Consider the following 19,069-nt stretch of genomic DNA (forward strand, 5'->3'; position numbering starts at 1 on the left):
AAATTAATGCAAATTATTCTATTCGGTTCTCCCGGTGTGGGCAAAGGAACACAGGCAAAACTTCTTTCAGAACAATTTAACATTCCTCATATTTCAACAGGCGATATTTTAAGAAAAGCAGTTCAGGATAAAACAGAACTTGGACTTAAAGCTGCTGAAATTATGAATCGTGGTGAACTTGTTCCCGATGATATTATGATTGGAATAATTAAAGATGTCCTTAAATCCGAAAGATGTAAAAACGGATTTATACTCGATGGTTTTCCGAGAACTACTATTCAGGCGGAAGCTTTAGATAAACTTTTCGCTGAATTGCACCTTAATGATGTTTTGCTCGTTCATATTACTGCGGATGAAGAAGAAATAATTAAAAGACTAAACGGAAGAAGAGCTTGTAAAGTTTGTGGAAGTATTTTTACTTTGAGTGAAATTGAAGGACTTAAAAATTGTCCAAAGTGTGGAGCTGAAAATAGTTTCTATCTTCGCGATGATGATAAAGAAGATGTAATAAGAAAAAGATTGAAAGTTTATGAGACCAACACCAAACCTGTGCTTGGTTATTACGAATCAAAAGGAAAAGTTGTAACAATAAATGGACTCGGAACTATTGAAGAAGTGAACAAAGAACTGATTGATGTATTGAAATCGAAAAAAGTTCAGAATTAAACAGACTGTTTTAAGTATCCCTTTGTAATTTTTCCATTTTCTATTTTGAAAATTCTTGCATTAGAATTTTTCCTCACTAATTCATAATTATGAGTCGCGAAAAGAATTGCTGTTCCTCTTTTATTAATTTTCATCAGTAAGTCCAGGATTTCTGAAGATGTTTCAGGGTCAAGATTTCCAGTTGGTTCATCTGCAAGAATTATGAGTGGATCATTAAGTATCGCTCTTGCGATTGCTACTCTTTGTTTTTCGCCACCAGAAAGTTGATTTGGCATATTTAATCTTTTATGCGACAATCCGACTTCGGTTAACGCATCATTAACTTTTCTTTTTATATCTCGTTTGGGTGTGTTTGTTACTTCCAGCACGAATGCAAGATTTTCGTAAACATTCCTATCGCTAAGCAATTTAAAGTCCTGAAACACAATTCCGATTTTTCTTCTAAGTAATGCTAACTGATTTTTCTTTATCAAAGATGAATTGAATTGCCCTACAGTTATGGTTCCTGACTCCGGCAAAACATTCATATAAATTAATTGCAATAATGTGGTTTTTCCGCTACCACTTTTACCAATTAAAAATGCGAACTCACCAGGCGCAAGCTCAAGAGAAATATTATCAAACAGCGGTTGGTTTTTATAATGAAAAGTTAGATTGTTAATTGACAGCATCAGTATTTCCTCTTTACTACAAATTGTGCACGAAGATCATTCGATTTACAATTACGAAATGTGAAAGCATTAAAACACTCGACTACATATAATCCACATTTATCAAGTAGTTCAAAATAAAATTCCAAAGGATAAATTTTCTGGCGATGAATTTCTTTCATCTTACTTCCATCGGGATAGATAATTTCAAAAATATTTTTATGAATTCCGCTTTTATGCAAATATAAACTTTGCCTGTTAAACAATACACCATTTTGCTTACCTTTTTTAATTGCATATTTCTGATGTTTGTAACTGTTTCTTTCAAGAGCAGCATCAAATAAAAATATTCCTTGTTCGCTAAGGACATTTTTTATTTCAACAAAAAATCCGGCAATTGTTTTTTTGTTAGTAAGATAATTTAAACTATCGAAAGCACAAATCACCAAATCAAAATGAGTTTTAAATGGAAGAGAAGTCATATCACAACAAACCTTATTCAAATTTTTTGACTTATTCTTCTTTAGCATTGAAATAGAAATATCGCTCGCAACATAAAAACTAAAATAATCAGATAAATACTTTGCTAAATTACAATTGCCTGCTGCAACTTCGAGAACGCGTGAATTTCTCCTGATGTAAAGTGAAGATAATTTTTTTATATAATTTGCCCAGAATTTATAATCAACTTTTTCCATCAGTTGATCATAAATATCTGAGACATATTTGTAATTATCTTTCAATTTTACTGCGGTTGGTTGAAATGATTTTTGCATATCTGAATGCAGCTAACAAACTCTTGTAATCTGCAATTCCTTTTCCGGCAATATCAAAAGCAGTTCCGTGGTCTGGTGAAGTTCTGATAATTGGTAATCCTGCAGTGAAATTAATGCCGTTGTTAAAGTTCATCATCTTAAATGGAATTAAAAGCTGATCGTGATACATTCCCAAAACCGCATCAAAATTTTTATAAAGGTGATTTGCAAAAAAAGCATCGGGAACAAAAGGACCTGAAACATTTTCACCAAATGATTTCAATGCAGGAATAATTTTATCTCTTTCTTCGTTGCCTATTCTTCCCTTTTCACCTGCGTGAGGATTTAATCCAAGAACTGCTATTTTGGGCTTATCAATTCCCAAATCTTTTTTCAAAGTTTGTAATAAAATCTGAATCTTAACTTTGATAAGATTAACTGAAAGCGACTTGCTGACATCTTTTACTGGAATATGAATAGTTGCAAGTGCAGCATTCATTTTCCTTGAAAGAAACATCATCATGTAGTTTTTAGAATTGCACTCATTGGCAAGAATTTCAGTTTGTCCGGGATAGTATATTCCGGCAAGTTCAAAAGCATGCTTTGAAACCGGAGAAGTGATTACAGCATCAGCAGTTTTTGCTTTGAGAATTTTAATTGATGTAATTAGTGATTGATATGCAGTCTTTCCTGATGATTTAGTTGGCTTGCCTATGTTAAGTTCAGAATTGTTAAGTGCTATAAGATTAATAATATTTTGTTCAGATTCTGTAACATTTGATATGACTTTGTATTCGAGTTTAATTTTTAACAATTTCTGATAGTACTCAAATACATTTAAGGGACAAATAAAAATGTAATGGTCAGTGTATTTCTTTTTAAGAAGTTGATTGAAAAGCTTTAAAGATATTTCCGGACCAATTCCGTTTATATCACCACAAGTAAATAAAAATTTTTTTTTCATTGTGATTCAAGTTTAAAACTTCCATCACCTCTTCTATCAACAAATACAAAAACTCTTTTGGGATTTTCATAGTACCAGGTTTCTGTAATCTTTCCATCAAAGTTTACACCTCGTTCTATTCTGTCAGGCGGACCATTTTGAATATAAATTCTTCCTCTGTCTGATTTGGCTCCTGATGTTCCGGAAAGATTGAGAAAGTTCGATTCAGCATAATCGACTCTTCTGTAAAAAACTTCCATCAATTCGTTAAACGAAGTTTCAGGTGTTGGATCTTTTGAATTCCAATATTGTTTTAATAATTCTTCACTGCTCAGATTTTTTTTCAACAGATTATCAAAAGCATTTTCTGATTCGATGTTTGAAATCATTTCTAAAGCAAAATCAACATCATTCAGTGAGAAAGGTTTATTAAACCAGTTAACTTTTAATGAGGCAGTATTAATTTCTTCCCCATCATCTGAAAGCAATTTTAATTTATACTCACCTTCAAATAATTTTTTATTCACATCCCTGATAATAATTCCATTTAAAGCATAAGTTGAATCAAAGCTAACAGAAATTTTATCATTCACTTTTTCAAATACTGGTTTACCAAAAACTGAAGCAGTTAAGTTCTGTTCTGAGTAAACAGAATCTTTCTGCAGGATTCTGACAGTGTATTTTTCGCTTGCGAGAATTTTATCAGAGAAAAAAATTAAATCGTAATTTTCTTTACTGAATGGTATTATTCCGGAAAAGTTAGCTACTGAATATTTTCCGTTCGATTGTTTGTTATTTATCAGAATAGGCGAATAATTAGTAACCGAATCGCCAATTGAAATTTTTATTGGTGGCTGAGGTCTTTGTCTGTTGGTTAATTTATCTTCAAAAATTATCTGAAAAGTATAAACATCTTTTGGTAAATAAAGAGTTATAAAATTTTCAAGAAATTTGTTGTGTGAAATAGTTTCATCAAAGTTATAAGACACAAGCTTATCTTTTACAAATTCTCTCTTTACAATTTTATTTTCTTTATTCTTAACTTCAATAGCCAGTTCAAACTGAGATTCAAAATGATCATTTACTTTTTCAAATACCAGTCGTGAATAAGGAATTTTATAAAGATAAGTTATCTGATAATCATCGTTTAATTTATAGATTAGAAATTGAGTGTGAATGTTTGGTCTGAAAACAGGAATTTCTCTTTTGTAGAAAAAACCATTCTGCCCGAAAATTATCGGGCAGAATGAAATGAAAAGTATCAAAAATATTTTTTTCATCAATCAATGATTGAATATTTAGCTATTCATATTTGCTAAGAACTCTTTGTTGTTCTTCGTTCCGCGCATCTTATCAAGCAGCCATTCCATTGCTTCAACAGGAGAATATTCGCTTAGTATCTTTCTCAGAATCCAAATCTTCTGTAAGTCTTCTTCTTTCAATAACAACTCTTCCCTTCTTGTTCCGGAACGGTTAACATCAATTGCAGGGAAAATTCTTCTGTCACTCAAATCACGATTAAGAACAAGTTCCATATTTCCAGTTCCTTTAAACTCTTCAAAGATAACATCATCCATTCTGCTTCCTGTGTCAATCAATGCTGTGGCGATAATAGTTAAACTTCCTCCGTCTTCAGTATTTCTTGCGGCACCAAAAAATCTTTTTGGTTTGTGAAGTGCATTTGAATCAACACCACCTGAAAGAATTTTTCCGCTGTGAGGGACAACGAGGTTGTGTGCTCTTGCCAATCGGGTAATTGAGTCCAGTAGAATAACAACATCTTCTTTAGCTTCAACCATTCTTTTTGCTTTTTCAATCACCATATCAGCAACCTGAACATGTCTTTCAGCAGGTTCATCAAATGTTGAACTTATTACTTCAGCTTTTACAGAGCGTTCCATATCAGTTACTTCTTCCGGTCTTTCATCAATCAGCAATATTATAAGTTTTATTTCAGGATGATTTCTTGTAATTGAGTTTGCAATTTTCTGAAGAAGTATAGTTTTACCACTCTTAGGAGGAGAAACAATCAAACCTCTTTGACCTTTTCCAATCGGCGCGAGTAAATCCATTATTCTCATCGAGTATTCACCAGGTGCAGATTCAAGTTGTATTTTTTTAGTAGGATAAACAGGGGTTAAGTTATCAAATAAAGTTCTTTCGCGAATTGCTTCAGGTGGAAGACCGTTTACAGCTTCAACTCTTAGTAAAGCAAAAAATCTTTCACCTTCTTTTGGTGGTCTCACCTGACCACTAACAAAGTCGCCGGTTCTTAAAAGAAATTTTTTAATCTGCGAAGGTGAAACATAAATATCATCAGGCGATGGCAAATAATTATAATCTGATGATCTTAAAAATCCGTATCCATCCGGTAAAACCTCAAGCACACCTTTTGAGAAGGTTAATCCATCTTTAGCAGTTTGTGCTTCGAGAATTTTGAAAATAAGTTCCTGCTTTCGCAAGTCGCTATAACCGGAAATTCCTAAGTCTTTTGCAATCTGGTTTAATTCAACAATTTTCTTCGACTTTAATTCAGAAATGTCCATCGGCATTTTTGTTTATCCTGTAATTTGTTTTTGATTTAGTTTTTTGATTATAGTTGATTTCAAATTGATTTATCCTGATAAGTTCTCGGGGATTTTCATAAATGTTGAAAGGAACCTGAGGACTACTTCAAACATAAAGTAAGAAGTTTAATTTGTCAAGATTCAAAGTTCCTCTAATATTGATTTAATTTCTCCAAGCAGATACATACTGCCTGTAATTACCAGACAATTGTTCTTATCCCCTTTAAGAAAATCCGAGATAAATTTTCTTTTATCAATAACCGTTTCAGCTTTTATGTTAGATGCTTCAAATCGTTTCTTCAAATCATCCAGCTTTTCAGCTCTTTCATAATTGATTTCAGTCAGATAATAATTATCAAATTGATCAGACAACAATTTTATCATCGAGTCAATGTCTTTATCCTTGAGTGCACTGAAAAGTAAAAATACTTTTGAATAATTTTTTCTCTCTTGCTGAAACTCATTCAGAAATACTTTTAATCCATCCGGATTATGTGCAGAATCAAGTAATATAAAAGGTTGCTTGCGAATATATTCATATCTTCCCTGAATCAAAGTGTTTTTGATTACATTCTTAATTCCGTCATAAACAATTCTGGGGTCATCTATATCGAGTGTCTTTGTAACAGAAAGAACAGCAAGCGCAGCATTATATCTTTGATATTTCCCTTTTAGAGGTATCTCCCAATCCTGAAGTTCAATTTCTTCTGTATAGAGTTCAACTATTCCGTTTTTCTCGATAAGGTAATCTTCCAATCTGAAAAGTTTTGCTTTAACTGATTCACATTTCTTTTCCACTACTGATTCCGCTTCATCCGATAGTTTACCAATGAATACTTTGGCGTGAGGTTTAATGATTTCAGCTTTCTCAAAAGCTATTTGTGAAATTTTATCACCAAGAATGTTAGTATGTTCAAGCGAGATGGATGTAATTATACTAGCAAGTGGATTTAGTACATTCGTAGCATCCAATCTTCCACCTAAACCAGTTTCAATAACTACATAATCAACTTTCTTTGTTTTGAAGTATTCAAAAGCCATTGCAGTGGTAACTTCAAAAAATGTTAATTCGTGTTTATCAATAAAGTCATTGTGCTTATTTATAAAATCAGCGATGAATTCATCTTCAATATACTTCCCGTTAATAATTATTCTTTCATTAAAACGAACGAAATGAGGAGATGTATAAAGCCCTACTTTATATCCGGCTTCCATCAGTATGCTTGCAATGAAAGCAGAAGTACTGCCTTTTCCATTTGAGCCAGCAATATGAAAGGCCTTTAATGATGTTTGTGGATTACCGATGTGCTCCAAAAACTTTCGGATGTTATCGAGACCTAATTTTATTCCGAATGTATGAAGAGAAAAAAGTTTTTCGAGAGATTGTTTTAAGTCCATTTTATATGATGTATGATCCGGTTAATTCTGAAATTGAATTAATTTTCATCTGCTTACAATAATTTTCCAAATCATCTAAAATTTTTATTGGCGCTGTTGGATCAATAAAGTTTAAAGTACCAATTTGTACTGCTGATGCACCAACAATCATAAATTCCACAACATCTTTCCAGTTCATAATACCACCAATTCCGATTATAGGAATATCAACTTTCTGATGTATCTCTAAAACTTTTGCAAGAGCTATTGGTTTAATCGCTGGACCGGAAAGTCCGGCGAATACATTGTTAATCTTCGGTTTCTTCGTAAAAATATTAAATGCAGTTCCAACCAAAGTATTTATAGCGCTAACTGCATCACCGCCGGAATCTTGAACAACTTTTGCAAATTCGTGGATATAAGAAACATTTGGTGAAAGTTTTATTATCAATGGTTTATTTGTAACCGCTCTGACTTTTTCAGTTACTTTTCCAACCGCACTAAGATTATTTCCAAATTGCAATCCACCTTCTTTAACATTTGGACACGAAACATTTATCTCAAACGCTTTGATAGTATCTTCATCAGTTAAAATTTTTGTGCATTCAACATACTCCTCAACAGAGCTTGCAGCAATATTACAAATTAAAGGAACATCATACTTCTTAAGAAAAGGAATTTTTTCTTTAAGAAATACCTCAACTCCAACATTTGCAAGACCAATTGCGTTTAACATTCCAGCCGGAGTTTCAGTTATTCTTTGTGGTGCGTTTCCTTTCCTTGGTTTCAAACTCAATGACTTTGTAACTATTGCTCCGATTTTATTTAAGTCAATAAACTCTGCAATTTCATTTCCATATCCTACTGTACCCGATGCAAGCATTATCGGATTACGAAGTTTAAGCGACGCAATACTTACGGATAAATCAACCGTGCTCATATTTTCACATCCTTCACATTAAAAACAGGACCATCTTTGCAAACAAGCAGATACTTATCTGATTGTTCAGTTGATTCAATTGGACAACCCTGACAGATTCCGAAACCACAAGCCATTGCGCACTCAGTTGAAACTTCACAATTGATATTGTGAGCAATGCAAACTTCTTTCAAAGCTCTTAACATTGCATTTGGTCCGCAACCGAAAACTTTAATTCTCTTTGATTTGAACGATGGAAGATTTTTTTCAAATAACTGAACTACATTTCCATTAAAGCCGAGCGAGCCATCATCTGTTGCTGTTTGCACATTTAACAGATTATAAGTAATCACATCGTTTTTAGATCTTCCACCGACAAAGCTGTAGATATCGAACTTATCCTTTAGCAATCTGGTGAGGAAAGGAAATGGTGCTGAACCAAGTCCACCTGCAACAATTATAGCAGTATCAAAATCATTTGTAAAATTAAAGCCATTACCAAGTGGCCCAAGAATATCAATAGTGTCATCAATATGTTTATGCGAAAGTATTCTTGTTCCTTCGCCAAATATGTTAAACATCAGATAGATGTAATCCTCATCAACATCGCAGATACTAAAAGGTCTTCTTAATAATGGAGAAACAGTTTCGCTGACACGAATATTAAGAAACTGACCAGGTTTAATCTGTCGTGCAATTTCGGGTGAATAAATTTTTTGAAGAAAAATATCTTTTTGTATCTCTTTTATCTCTTTAACCGGAGAATTAACAATAAGCAACTTGTCCTCAATTGAAATAATGAATTGAATTTAAAGGCAAGTAAAAAAACTTTTTGAACTGCCATACAAATTTAGAAAAGAAAATCATATCGAAAAAAGTGTCAACAATACTCATCCATTTTATTCATCTTTAAGTATTCAACAATATTTTTAACATCCTGAGCTCTGTCTCTTCTGCATACAAGTAATGTATCATCGTAGTTTATTATGATAAGATTATCAACTCCAATTACTGCAGTAAATTTATCCGGTGAATAAATATACGAATCAATTACTTTGTCAGTATAAACTTTACCAACCAGCGCATTACCGTTCGAATCTTTTTCGGATAATTGATAAACCTCTTCCCAACTTCCTACATCACTCCAGGTAAAAAATCCTTTTGTAAGATAAACTTTAGTTGATTTCTCCATAATTCCATAATCGATGGAAATCTTTTTCATTTGTCCATAAGTTTTTACCAGAACATCGTGAAAGTCTTTTTTGTTAAGATGATTTTCAATTTCAACAAGACCTTCAAATAAATCAGGCATATAAGTTCTTATTTCTTCAAGAATTGTATCAACACGCCAGATAAACATTCCACTATTCCAAAGAAAATCACCGCTTTCAAGAAATCTGACAGCAGTAGCGTAATTCGGTTTTTCAGCAAATGTTAAAACTTTATAAATGTTATCCTGAATTTTCTTGTCATCAATCTGAATATATCCATAACCTGTTTCAGGTCTTGTTGGATGAATTCCTATTGTTACTAATGCTTTCTTTTCAAAAGCAAACTTAGCAGCATTATGAAGAGTGTTTCTGAAAATTTCTTCTTCTTTTATTATGTGATCTGCCGGAAGAACGATTGTAACAGCTTCCGGATCTTTTGCTTTTATGATGATTGATGCCAAACCAATTGCAGCGGCAGTGTTTCTTCCGAATGGTTCAACAATAATATTTTCTTCAGGAATATCTTTTAACTGATTCTTAACTTCCGGTGCTTGTATCTCATTAGTGATAATGAAAATTTTATTTCTGTCAATAAGATCATCGATTCGTTCAACCGTTGCCTGAATCATAGTGCTATCACCAAAAATTTTCAGCAACTGTTTTGGTAATGCTTTTTTGCTTCTTGGCCAGAAACGGGAACCAACTCCTCCCGCCATTATAACAGCATAAATGTTCATCAGTATGAATCCTCTATTTTATTTTGGAAATTTTTTGTTGTAATTCGTCTGCCCGATTAAGATAATTTGTAATATCTACCTCTTTACCTTTAACAACTGCAACTATTACGATTAAACAAGCTCTTAATCCTTCAATTATTTCTTTCCCGGGCATCAGCTTTCTGTTTTTGATAAGTGTGAGTGTTTGAGCAATTGTTTCGTGCATATCTGATATGATTTCAAATCCGATTTTCTTCGACAATTTTCCGTTATCAGACATCACTTTGATGAAAGATGAAATTTCTTCGTAATCAAAATCATCCTTTGCTAGATTTTTTAACATCAGGTCTAACGGTTTGATGGGTTTTAAAATGTTTGTTTCAAAATTCTGAATGAATAGTTCTTCGTTATCACTTTCATCATCAAGAATTATTTTTTCTTTAATCTTCTCTGTTTCAGGTTTCAGAAAGATTTCATCATCAAATTTTCTTTTTGAGAGGTCTACTTTTATTTCTTCATTGTTTTCAGTTAAAGATTCTTCTTTAGGATTTAATTTTTCGAGTGCATTCTTGAATGATAATGGAGTTGTAGTATCAAGAAGATGGTTTAAATCTTTAATCAGATTTCTGCTATGGTCTTTGAACTGATCGGAAATTTTAAAGAAGTCAATTGTATTTTGATTAAGAAAATTATAAATCTCATTTAACTTAATTGCGAGCGTTGAAAGCTCAGTTATTTTTTTCATTTTAATCAAATCATTACCCAAATTATCCGATTTGATAATAGCATCTTTCAGCAAAGCTACAATTTCAATTTGATGTGTACTCAGCCTTAAGCTGTTTGCTGCAGCACTGATGCTTTGAGTAATGTATTGTTTAATAAATTCCATTATTCGATATAAATTCTTGGAACTCTTTTACTTATGTTGCAGGTAATTTCATAAGGAATGGTCTTTAAAATATTGCACCAATCCCAACCCGAAATTTCGTGTTTTTTAGATTTACCTAAAAGTATTACTTCATCACCGATATTAATTTTATCATTTCCAACATCAAACATAATTCTATCCATCGTAACTACACCAACCTGTCTGTAAATTTTTTCATTGATAATTGCAAAAGATTTGTTGGTCATTTTTCTTGAGTATCCATCTGCATATCCTAAACTTACTGAAACAATATTAGTCGGTTTTGAAGCTTTGAATTTTCTACTATAACTAACTGTATCACCTTTCTCAATTCTTTTGAATGAAGCAACTTTGGAAATAACTGACATTACAGGAAATAATTTGATTGATTCATTTGTTTGCTGTGAAGGATAATAACCATACAAAGAAATTCCCGGTCTAACCATATCAAAGTATGAATCAGGCATATTAATTATTGCTCCACTGTTTGCAGCATGAATTAATCCGGTTGAAAAATTTTTTGCACGAAGTTTTTCAATTAACTCTTTAAATCTTTTCAGTTGGAGTTTAGCAAACGAATCATTGTAAACATCAGAAGTTGCAAAGTGAGTATAAATTCCATCTATTATAAAATCTTTTTGATAAGAAAGATATTCTATGAAATCAAAAGCGTGTTTGTAGTTGACACCAAGTCTGTTCATTCCTGTATCAACTTTTACATGAACACAAATATTCTTTCTGTAATTATTTTTTTTTCTGGCAACTTTTAGAAAATCTAAATCTTTGATTGTGAAAACAGTCGGAATCAAATTATAATTGAGATAATCTTCGACATTATTATTAGCTACTGCATCAAAAACAAGAATTGGTTCTTTAATACCATATTTTCTTAGCTCAATACCTTCATCAACTAATGCAACAGCATAGTACTCTGGTTTATCATTAAGTGATTTTAAAGTATTAACTACTTCTTTCACTCCATGACCATAAGCATCAGCTTTTACAACAGCCATTACTTTAGCAGGATAAACTTTTTTTCTAATGTTTGAGAAGTTCTTTTTTAGATTTGATAAATTTATTATTGCCTGAGATGAACGCATGCTTAATTTTTACAAATTTTTTCCAATTATTAACAAAAAAATTACTGGCGCAAAATTAGTTAGAAATTTGCTTTCAAACTATCTTGAAGTGTGTTATTTGTAAATTCTTGACATTACTAACAAGTGAAACTAATTTTGTCAAACAATTTTTAGAAAATAATGATAACAGAATTCGGCAAAGTCTTCATCTTTCTCCTGATTGCAATTCTCTTTGTGATTGTTGCAATTGCCGTATCAAGATTAATCAGACCTGCCCGCCCTACTTACGAAAAGCTCACAACTTATGAATGCGGTGAAAACCCTGAAGGTTCTCCGTGGATAAAATTCAATATCAGGTTTTATGTTGTTGCTCTCATATTTTTAATTTTTGATGTTGAAGTTGTTTTACTCATTCCCTGGGCTTTGGTTTACAAACAATTCGGTTGGGCTGGATTTCTTGTTGGTGGATTTTTTCTGATCTTACTTGCAATTGGTATGGCTTATGAATGGAGGAAAGGTGACCTTGAGTGGGATAGACCGAGACCACAACCTCCCGTAATAAAGAAGACCAAATCAACTCAAACTGTCATTAAAAATGAAGCTGTGGAAGTTTAAGTATGGGATTATTAGATAAAGAATTTTCTGATGGCAATATTATCATAACAACTACCGAAGATCTATTCAACTGGGCAAGATTATCTTCTTTGTGGCAAGTTGGTTTTGGTTTGGCTTGTTGTGCAATCGAAATGATGGCAACTTCAGCTTCGCATTATGATTTTGATAGATTTGGTGTTATTCCTCGTCCTTCTCCAAGACAATCGGATGTAATTATAGTCTCCGGAACCGTTACTCTTAAAATGGCTCTGCGTGTTAAAAGATTATACGAACAGATGCCTGATCCGAAATATGTAATTTCGATGGGAAGTTGTTCTAATTGTGGTGGACCTTATTGGGAACATGGTTATCATGTCCTGAAAGGTGTTGATCGTGTTATTCCTGTGGATGTTTATGTTCCTGGTTGCCCGCCAAGACCAGAAGCTTTACTTGAAGGATTATTAAAGTTGCAAGAAAAAATCCGTAATGAATCAATGGTAAAGAAAAGCGCATGAAAACTACTGAAGAAATTTTTCAGATATTAAAAAATAATTTTCCTGATTCAGAACTTACACTGAAAACAGATATTCCTTTAGAACAATTCATTATCATATCACCTTTGGATGTTGATAAGATTTCTCTTTTTCTAAGAGATAATCCTGATTTGCAGTTTGATTCGTTAATGTGCCTTTCAGGAGTTGATGATTTTAATGGTCAGAAAATTAAAGATGAAGCTGGCAATGAAGTTATGCAAGGCGGAACTTTAAGCGTTTATTATCACCTCGAATCAACCTCACTCAGACATAAACTTGTATTAAAGACATCAACATCAAGAGAAAATCCGGAAGTTGTTTCGGTTTCTGAAATTTGGCAATCAGCTAACTGGCACGAACGCGAAGCTTATGATATGTTCGGAATTAAATTTATCAACCATCCTGATTTAAGAAGAATATTAATGCCTTACGATTGGGAATTTGGTTACCCGTTAAGAAAGGATTATCAGAATCCTGAATTTTATCAAGGAATGAAAGTACCTTATTGATATGAGTGTTAGAACTGAAGAAATGGTTTTGAATATGGGTCCGCAGCATCCGTCAACACACGGAGTGCTAAGACTCGAACTTACTCTCGAAGGCGAAATTGTAACTAAAGTTGTCCCTCACATTGGTTACCTTCATCGCTGCTTTGAGAAACATTGTGAAGCGATGACTTATCAACAAGTGGTTCCTTACACAGACAGAATGGATTATCTTGCTGCAATGGGAAATGAATTAGGATATGCAATCGCTGTAGAGAAATTATTAAACATTCAGGTTCCAGAACGCGTTGAGTACATAAGAGTAATAATGGCTGAGCTTCAAAGAATTGCCTCACATCTTGTAGCAATTGGAACTTACGGTGCTGATATTGGTGCTTTCACACCATTCCTATATTGTTTTCGTGATCGTGAAAAAATTCTACATCTTTTTGAAATAACCTGCGGTGCAAGATTACTTTATAATTATATCTGGCCCGGTGGTCTTTCACACGATCTTCATCCGGATTTTGAAAGACTTACGAGAGAATTTATCAAAGAATTCAGACCTAACCTTGTTGAATTAAACAACTTACTTACATATAACAGAATTTTTATCGATCGTACTGCCAATGTTGGAATTCTTCCTGTTGAAACAGCAATTAACTTTGGAGTTACCGGACCAATGTTGCGTGGCAGTGGAATGAAATGGGATTTGCGAAAAGATGATCCATATTCAGTCTATCATAAATTTGATTTTGAAATTCCTGTTGGCGAAGGTAAAATGGGAACTGTTGGTGATAGTTGGGACAGATATTTTGTCCGTGTTCGTGAAATGGAAGAAAGCTTAAAGATAATTGAACAAGCACTTGACCAACTTCCTGAAGGTGATGTTACTTCTGCAATTCCAAAAAGAATTAAGCCACCTGTTGGACAAGTTTATGCAAGAGTAGAAAACCCTCGTGGTGAACTTGGTTACTTTTTAATTAGTGATGGTTCTACAAGTCCTTTCAGAGTTAAAGTTCGTGCTCCTTCTTTTGTGAACTTACAAATAATGGATGAACTCTGTCGGGGACATATGGTTGCAGATGTTGTAGCAATCCTCGGAAGTGTTGATATAGTTTTAGGAGAGGTTGATAGATGATTTACGAATTCTTTAATAATCTCATTGGAAACGAAATCATTGCTGGATTTATTGCCGCAAGTCTTCCACTTTTGATTTTCATACTTCCCTTTGCATTGATTGCAGTGCTTCTTGAAAGAAAAGTTGCCGGCCATATGCAGGACAGATTAGGACCAATGAGAGTTGGCTATCACGGAATTTTGCAAACTATCGCTGACATCATAAAACTTCTTCAGAAAGAAGACATTATTGCAAGAGAAAATGATAAGTTACTTTTCAATATTGCACCTGTGCTTGTATTTGCAGGAAGTTATGCAGCATTCGCAGCTATTCCATTTACAAGTGCTTACATAGGCGCTAACATTGACTTAGGAATTTTCTACATTATTGCGGTTACTGGCTTAGTTGTAGCCGGAATTTTGATGGCTGGCTGGGCATCGAATAATAAATATTCTTTGCTTGGTGCAATGCGTTCTGCTGCTCAAATCGTTAGTTATGAAATTCCTACTATTCTTGTTGTACTTACTCTAGTGATGTTCACCGGTACAACAAATCTTATGACGCTTTCTGAAAATCAAACAGCTTACTTTTGGAACTGGAATATATTTGGTGGTCCTGAACTTGGTCTTGCGAAGTTTCTCTTAATTCCGTTTATGATAATTGCATTTTTCATTATTTATATCAGTACTCTTGCTGAAGTAAACAGAACTCCATTCGATATTCCCGAAGCAGAATCAGAATTGGTTTCAGGTTATCATACAGAATATTCAGGAATGAAGTTCGCAATGTTTTTCCTGGCTGAGTATGCTAATATGTTTGCTGTATCTGCAATCGTTTCAGCATTGTTCTTTGGTGGATATCATTCGCCATTCGGATATTTGGGTAATACATTGGATATGCAGTGGCTAATTCCTGTAGAACAATTTTTCTGGTTTACTTTCAAAGGAGTTTTCTTTGTCTTCGTTCAAATGTGGTTAAGATGGACACTACCGAGACTTCGTGTAGACCAGCTTATGACAGCAAGCTGGAAATATCTTATACCAATTGCTTTTGTTAATCTCTTAATTGTTGGAATAATTACTTTAATCTGATGAAAGAATATTTTAATAACATATTTACTGCTCTGTACACGATTTTTGTTGGAATGAAAATTACTTTCAGACACTTATTCATTCCTGCTGTTACTATTCAATATCCGGATGTTAAGTTAAAACTTCCTGAGAGAGAAAGAAACCGATTATATGTAAATATGGATGATTGCATTGGTTGCGATCAATGCTCAAGAGCTTGTCCTGTTAGTTGTATTGAAATTGAAACTGTAAAATCAGTTCCGGGTGAAGACCTTGGTAAGACTTCAAACGGTAAGAAAAAAGTTTTATGGGTTACAAAGTTTAACATAGATTTTGCAAAATGTTGTTATTGTCAGTTATGCGTATTCCCTTGCCCGACTGAGTGTATTTATATGACAGATGTTTATGAATTTTCTGAATATGAAAGAGAAAATCTTATATATGATTTTGTTACTTTAACTCCCGAAGAAAGGGAGCAGAAAAAACTTAATTACGAAAAATTTATGGCTGAAAAAGCTGCAGCAGACGCTGCTGCTAAACAAGCACCAAAAGAAGAACCTAAAAAAGAATCTTAATATTTGAAATGAATATTTACGACTTAATATTTTATTTATTCGGAGCATTAACACTAATTTCAGCTTTCTTTGTTGTAACTAATAAAAACATTGTTCATTCAGCATTTTATTTATTATTTACTTTTTTCGGAGTAGCAGGAATTTATGTTTTGCTTGGAGCTGACTTCGTGGCAATTGTTCAATTGATTGTTTATGTAGGTGGAATACTTATATTGCTTCTATTTGGAGTAATGCTTACCAATAAAATTACAAATGTTGAAATTAAAACAGGTACAATAAATATTTTCTCTGCCACAATTGGAGTCGGATTGTTTTCAGGTGCATTGTTAGCTGCTGTTATTTATGCTCCCTGGAAAGTTACAACTGTTCAGGAACCATTTCCTACAACGGGAATTCTTGGCTCTTTGCTTATGAATGAATATGTACTTGTTTTCGAATTACTCGGAATAATTCTTTTAATTGCACTTATTGGTGCAGCATCAATTGCGAGAAGATAAAATGGTTACAGTTGGATTAACACACTTTTTAATTATAAGCACACTGTTATTTTCGATGGGGATTTATGCAATCATCACAAGAAAAAATGCTGTGATGGTTCTGATGGGAGTTGAACTGGTTTTAAATTCAGCTAATATTAATTTCATTGCATTCTCAAGGTTCGGAAATTTTGGTTTCAATGGTCAATTGATTGCTTTATTTGTTATTGTTCTGGCAGCAGCCGAAGCCGCGATAGCATTAGCAATTGTTCTAAACATTTATAAAAATCTTTCCACAGTTAATGTGGACGAAGTTGATAACTTAAAAGAATAGAAAATATGGATAGTCAGTTTTTAATAAATACTTCTCTTTATGTTTTGTTTCTTCCATTGCTTGGATTTGTTGTAACACTTTTACTTGGAAAGAAAGTTAAATCAATTTATTTGTTTGAGAATCTAATTCTCATTCTGACTTTTATTGCATCAGTTTTTATACTTTATAATAAACTCACCAACTTTCCCGATAGCAAAATAGTATCTGAAGTTGAGTGGTTTAGTTTCGCAAACACACCTTTGTTTGGTGATATTTCCATAAAACTTGGAATTATGATTGATAACATCACTGCGATGATGTTATTTGTAGTTGCACTGATTAGTATGCTTGTTCATCTTTACTCAATTGCATATATGAAGGGAGATGAACGATACAACAGATACTTTGCCTATCTTGGAATTTTTACTTTTTCAATGAACGGAATTGTACTCACCCATAACATTCTGATGATGTACATTTTCTGGGAGCTTGTTGGTTTATCTTCTTATCTTTTAATCGGATTCTGGTTTGAAAAGAAATCTGCTTCCGATGCAGGTAAAAAAGCTTTCATAGTGAATCGTGTTGGCGATATTGGAATGTTCGCTGGTATTCTGATTCTTTTCTTTACTTACAGAACATTTTCATTCGATGAAATATTTAATTCAATTTCTTCAGGTGTTCTTCCATTCAACAGCACATTCTGGTTAAGTGTTACAGGAATACTTTTATTCTGTGGAGCAATCGGTAAGTCCGCTCAGTTTCCGCTACATGTCTGGTTACCCGATGCAATGGAAGGTCCAACTCCTGTAAGTGCTTTAATCCACGCTGCAACAATGGTTGCTGCAGGTGTTTATCTTGTTATAAGAATATTTGGATTGCTCACAGCAGATGCAATGATGTTTATTGCAGTAATCGGAATGATTTCTTCTTTCATTCCTGCAACAATTGCCTTAACACAAAATGATATTAAAAAAGTTTTGGCTTACTCAACCATCTCTCAGCTCGGATATATGATAATGGCACTTGGAGTTGGTGCTTATCAGTTTGCTTTCTTTCATTTAGTTACTCACGCATTTTTCAAAGCTGCATTATTTCTTGGTTCTGGTTCTGTTATTCACGCTATGCATCACGAACAGGATATCAGATATATGGGTGGACTGAGAAAGAAAATGCCGTTGACTTACTGGACATTTGTAATATCATCACTTGCAATTGCAGGAATTCCATTAACTTCCGGATTTTTAAGTAAAGATGGAATACTTGCCAGCTCACTTGCTTTTGCAAATTTGACCGGACATTGGCTCTTCCCTATTACCGGATTTCTGGTCGCTTTGCTTACAGCATTTTATATGTTCAGACTGATTATCATTACATTTCACGGTGAACCAAGAGATCATCACAAGTTTGAACACGCACACGAATCTCCGTTTGTAATGGTTATGCCTTTGGTTGTTCTCGCAACATTATCAATTTTTATCTGGTATACACCAAATCCACTCAATGCTGATCAGGGTTGGGTTCTTTCAAAATGGATTGAGAAACCTGTACTGCATACACCTGTTGAAACAAGATTCGATTTTATGAAACCTGATAGTGAATCATTTAAAGACATTCCTGAACATGTTATCTACTCAACGATGTATTCCGAAGCAATGCATCACGCTCACTATCCTGCAATGTTCATTTCACTATTTGTTGCAATAAGCGGAATCTTATTAGCATTTATTTTTTATCATTGGAAGAAAGTTAATGTTGATTCACTTACTGAAAAGATTAAACCTCTTTATACTTTTTCGCTTAACAAATGGTACTTTGATGAATTGTATGATAAAACCTTTGTAAGTGGAACGATTTTACTCAGCAAAGCTCTTGGTTGGTTCGATCTGAAAATAATTGATGGAATAGTTAACGGAGCTGCATCAATAACAAAATCTTTGTCTTTCTTCATTGGAAATTTTGATAAGATTGTAATTGATGGACTTGTTAATCTTACAGCATACTTGAGTGGATTTTTCGGTTTAATATTCAGAAGAATTCAAACGGGAAAAGTACAGACTTATATCGTATTGGTAATTTTCTCAATAGTTATTTTATTATTCATATTTAGATAAAA

21 protein-coding genes are annotated in these 19,069 nt (G+C 33.3%); 10 read left to right on the forward strand and 11 right to left on the reverse strand.

The window, feature by feature from the left end:
- Positions 1-6: 6 nt before the first annotated feature.
- Entirely contained in the window at positions 7-666 is a 660-nt protein-coding gene (locus Q0X14_RS02765; protein ID WP_297842130.1) for an adenylate kinase, read from the forward strand.
- Here Q0X14_RS02765 and ftsE read toward each other — a convergent pair.
- The 11 genes from ftsE to alr all read right to left on the reverse strand — a co-directional run bounded on the left by ftsE (position 663) and on the right by alr (position 11,811).
- Positions 663-1,337 (reverse strand): cell division ATP-binding protein FtsE, encoded by a 675-nt coding sequence (gene ftsE, locus Q0X14_RS02770; RefSeq protein ID WP_297842133.1) that lies wholly within the window; start codon positions 1,335-1,337, stop codon positions 663-665. The genes Q0X14_RS02765 and ftsE overlap by 4 nt on opposite strands.
- Entirely contained in the window at positions 1,337-2,092 is a 756-nt protein-coding gene (locus Q0X14_RS02775) for a class I SAM-dependent methyltransferase (RefSeq protein ID WP_297842135.1), read from the reverse strand. The genes ftsE and Q0X14_RS02775 overlap by 1 nt, the downstream gene beginning before the upstream one ends.
- Positions 2,049-3,035 carry a 4-hydroxythreonine-4-phosphate dehydrogenase PdxA gene (gene pdxA / locus Q0X14_RS02780; protein WP_297842138.1) on the reverse strand — a complete coding sequence of 329 codons (987 nt, stop codon included), beginning with the start codon at positions 3,033-3,035 and terminating at the stop codon, positions 2,049-2,051. The genes Q0X14_RS02775 and pdxA overlap by 44 nt, the downstream gene beginning before the upstream one ends.
- Positions 3,032-4,294: a GWxTD domain-containing protein gene (locus Q0X14_RS02785; RefSeq protein ID WP_297842141.1), complete on the reverse strand. Its 1,263-nt coding sequence runs from the start codon at positions 4,292-4,294 to the stop codon at positions 3,032-3,034. The genes pdxA and Q0X14_RS02785 overlap by 4 nt, the downstream gene beginning before the upstream one ends.
- A gap of 18 nt (positions 4,295-4,312) precedes the next feature.
- Positions 4,313-5,560 (reverse strand): transcription termination factor Rho, encoded by a 1,248-nt coding sequence (gene rho, locus Q0X14_RS02790; RefSeq protein ID WP_290663205.1) that lies wholly within the window; start codon positions 5,558-5,560, stop codon positions 4,313-4,315.
- Between the two features lie 162 nt (positions 5,561-5,722).
- The gene (locus Q0X14_RS02795) at positions 5,723-6,979 is read right to left on the reverse strand and encodes a folylpolyglutamate synthase/dihydrofolate synthase family protein (RefSeq protein WP_297842144.1); all 1,257 of its coding nucleotides are present in this window, start codon (positions 6,977-6,979) and stop codon (positions 5,723-5,725) included.
- Between the two features lies 1 nt (position 6,980).
- On the reverse strand, positions 6,981-7,898 hold the full coding sequence (locus Q0X14_RS02800) for a dihydroorotate dehydrogenase (protein ID WP_297842146.1): 918 nt from the start codon (positions 7,896-7,898) through the stop codon (positions 6,981-6,983).
- Positions 7,895-8,656: a dihydroorotate dehydrogenase electron transfer subunit gene (locus Q0X14_RS02805; protein ID WP_297842148.1), complete on the reverse strand. Its 762-nt coding sequence runs from the start codon at positions 8,654-8,656 to the stop codon at positions 7,895-7,897. The genes Q0X14_RS02800 and Q0X14_RS02805 overlap by 4 nt, the downstream gene beginning before the upstream one ends.
- 101 nt (positions 8,657-8,757) lie before the next feature.
- Positions 8,758-9,825, reverse strand: coding sequence for a mannose-1-phosphate guanylyltransferase (locus Q0X14_RS02810; RefSeq protein ID WP_297842151.1), 1,068 nt, complete (start codon positions 9,823-9,825; stop codon positions 8,758-8,760).
- Positions 9,826-9,838: 13 nt separating this feature from the next.
- Positions 9,839-10,693: a hypothetical protein gene (locus Q0X14_RS02815; RefSeq protein WP_297842153.1), complete on the reverse strand. Its 855-nt coding sequence runs from the start codon at positions 10,691-10,693 to the stop codon at positions 9,839-9,841.
- Positions 10,693-11,811 carry an alanine racemase gene (gene alr / locus Q0X14_RS02820; protein WP_297842156.1) on the reverse strand — a complete coding sequence of 373 codons (1,119 nt, stop codon included), beginning with the start codon at positions 11,809-11,811 and terminating at the stop codon, positions 10,693-10,695. Before alr ends, Q0X14_RS02815 begins: the two co-directional genes overlap by 1 nt.
- A gap of 159 nt (positions 11,812-11,970) precedes the next feature.
- Here alr and Q0X14_RS02825 point away from each other — a divergent pair, with 159 nt between their 5' ends.
- Genes Q0X14_RS02825 through nuoL form a run of 9 tightly spaced genes read left to right on the forward strand, consistent with a single transcriptional unit; the run spans position 11,971 to position 19,067 of the window.
- A complete protein-coding gene (locus Q0X14_RS02825) occupies positions 11,971-12,405 on the forward strand; it encodes an NADH-quinone oxidoreductase subunit A (protein WP_297842158.1) in 435 nt (144 codons plus the stop codon).
- 2 nt (positions 12,406-12,407) lie between these two features.
- On the forward strand, positions 12,408-12,899 hold the full coding sequence (gene nuoB / locus Q0X14_RS02830) for an NADH-quinone oxidoreductase subunit NuoB (RefSeq protein WP_290663176.1): 492 nt from the start codon (positions 12,408-12,410) through the stop codon (positions 12,897-12,899).
- The gene (locus tag Q0X14_RS02835; RefSeq protein WP_297842162.1) at positions 12,896-13,426 is read left to right on the forward strand and encodes an NADH-quinone oxidoreductase subunit C; all 531 of its coding nucleotides are present in this window, start codon (positions 12,896-12,898) and stop codon (positions 13,424-13,426) included. Before nuoB ends, Q0X14_RS02835 begins: the two co-directional genes overlap by 4 nt.
- A 1-nt stretch (position 13,427) precedes the next feature.
- Entirely contained in the window at positions 13,428-14,543 is a 1,116-nt protein-coding gene (locus Q0X14_RS02840) for an NADH-quinone oxidoreductase subunit D (protein WP_297842166.1), read from the forward strand.
- Positions 14,540-15,613: an NADH-quinone oxidoreductase subunit NuoH gene (gene nuoH, locus Q0X14_RS02845; RefSeq protein ID WP_297842169.1), complete on the forward strand. Its 1,074-nt coding sequence runs from the start codon at positions 14,540-14,542 to the stop codon at positions 15,611-15,613. Before Q0X14_RS02840 ends, nuoH begins: the two co-directional genes overlap by 4 nt.
- The gene (locus tag Q0X14_RS02850; RefSeq protein ID WP_297842171.1) at positions 15,613-16,167 is read left to right on the forward strand and encodes an NADH-quinone oxidoreductase subunit I; all 555 of its coding nucleotides are present in this window, start codon (positions 15,613-15,615) and stop codon (positions 16,165-16,167) included. Before nuoH ends, Q0X14_RS02850 begins: the two co-directional genes overlap by 1 nt.
- Positions 16,168-16,175: 8 nt before the next feature.
- Positions 16,176-16,664 carry an NADH-quinone oxidoreductase subunit J gene (locus Q0X14_RS02855; RefSeq protein WP_297842174.1) on the forward strand — a complete coding sequence of 163 codons (489 nt, stop codon included), beginning with the start codon at positions 16,176-16,178 and terminating at the stop codon, positions 16,662-16,664.
- A gap of 1 nt (position 16,665) precedes the next feature.
- Positions 16,666-16,977 (forward strand): NADH-quinone oxidoreductase subunit NuoK, encoded by a 312-nt coding sequence (gene nuoK / locus Q0X14_RS02860; protein ID WP_014560490.1) that lies wholly within the window; start codon positions 16,666-16,668, stop codon positions 16,975-16,977.
- Positions 16,978-16,982: 5 nt separating this feature from the next.
- Positions 16,983-19,067, forward strand: a complete 2,085-nt coding sequence (nuoL, locus tag Q0X14_RS02865; protein WP_297842178.1) for an NADH-quinone oxidoreductase subunit L — start codon at positions 16,983-16,985, stop codon at positions 19,065-19,067.
- The last annotated feature ends 2 nt before the right edge of the window (positions 19,068-19,069 follow it).

This window comes from Ignavibacterium sp. (genome assembly GCF_025998815.1).
Taxonomy (GTDB): domain Bacteria; phylum Bacteroidota; class Ignavibacteria; order Ignavibacteriales; family Ignavibacteriaceae; genus Ignavibacterium.

What these genes read in the sequence shown, in the direction of transcription:
- Q0X14_RS02765 (WP_297842130.1), top strand. Translation starts at nt 7, where the DNA reads ATGCAAATTATTCTATTCGGTTCTCCCGGTGTGGGCAAAGGAACACAG.
- ftsE (WP_297842133.1), bottom strand. Translation starts at nt 1,337, where the DNA reads ATGCTGTCAATTAACAATCTAACTTTTCATTATAAAAACCAACCGCTG.
- Q0X14_RS02775 (WP_297842135.1), bottom strand. Translation starts at nt 2,092, where the DNA reads ATGCAAAAATCATTTCAACCAACCGCAGTAAAATTGAAAGATAATTAC.
- pdxA (WP_297842138.1), bottom strand. Translation starts at nt 3,035, where the DNA reads ATGAAAAAAAAATTTTTATTTACTTGTGGTGATATAAACGGAATTGGT.
- Q0X14_RS02785 (WP_297842141.1), bottom strand. Translation starts at nt 4,294, where the DNA reads ATGAAAAAAATATTTTTGATACTTTTCATTTCATTCTGCCCGATAATT.
- rho (WP_290663205.1), bottom strand. Translation starts at nt 5,560, where the DNA reads ATGGACATTTCTGAATTAAAGTCGAAGAAAATTGTTGAATTAAACCAG.
- Q0X14_RS02795 (WP_297842144.1), bottom strand. Translation starts at nt 6,979, where the DNA reads ATGGACTTAAAACAATCTCTCGAAAAACTTTTTTCTCTTCATACATTC.
- Q0X14_RS02800 (WP_297842146.1), bottom strand. Translation starts at nt 7,898, where the DNA reads ATGAGCACGGTTGATTTATCCGTAAGTATTGCGTCGCTTAAACTTCGT.
- Q0X14_RS02810 (WP_297842151.1), bottom strand. Translation starts at nt 9,825, where the DNA reads ATGAACATTTATGCTGTTATAATGGCGGGAGGAGTTGGTTCCCGTTTC.
- Q0X14_RS02815 (WP_297842153.1), bottom strand. Translation starts at nt 10,693, where the DNA reads ATGGAATTTATTAAACAATACATTACTCAAAGCATCAGTGCTGCAGCA.
- alr (WP_297842156.1), bottom strand. Translation starts at nt 11,811, where the DNA reads ATGCGTTCATCTCAGGCAATAATAAATTTATCAAATCTAAAAAAGAAC.
- Q0X14_RS02825 (WP_297842158.1), top strand. Translation starts at nt 11,971, where the DNA reads ATGATAACAGAATTCGGCAAAGTCTTCATCTTTCTCCTGATTGCAATT.
- nuoB (WP_290663176.1), top strand. Translation starts at nt 12,408, where the DNA reads ATGGGATTATTAGATAAAGAATTTTCTGATGGCAATATTATCATAACA.
- Q0X14_RS02835 (WP_297842162.1), top strand. Translation starts at nt 12,896, where the DNA reads ATGAAAACTACTGAAGAAATTTTTCAGATATTAAAAAATAATTTTCCT.
- Q0X14_RS02840 (WP_297842166.1), top strand. Translation starts at nt 13,428, where the DNA reads ATGAGTGTTAGAACTGAAGAAATGGTTTTGAATATGGGTCCGCAGCAT.
- nuoH (WP_297842169.1), top strand. Translation starts at nt 14,540, where the DNA reads ATGATTTACGAATTCTTTAATAATCTCATTGGAAACGAAATCATTGCT.
- Q0X14_RS02850 (WP_297842171.1), top strand. Translation starts at nt 15,613, where the DNA reads ATGAAAGAATATTTTAATAACATATTTACTGCTCTGTACACGATTTTT.
- Q0X14_RS02855 (WP_297842174.1), top strand. Translation starts at nt 16,176, where the DNA reads ATGAATATTTACGACTTAATATTTTATTTATTCGGAGCATTAACACTA.
- nuoK (WP_014560490.1), top strand. Translation starts at nt 16,666, where the DNA reads ATGGTTACAGTTGGATTAACACACTTTTTAATTATAAGCACACTGTTA.
- nuoL (WP_297842178.1), top strand. Translation starts at nt 16,983, where the DNA reads ATGGATAGTCAGTTTTTAATAAATACTTCTCTTTATGTTTTGTTTCTT.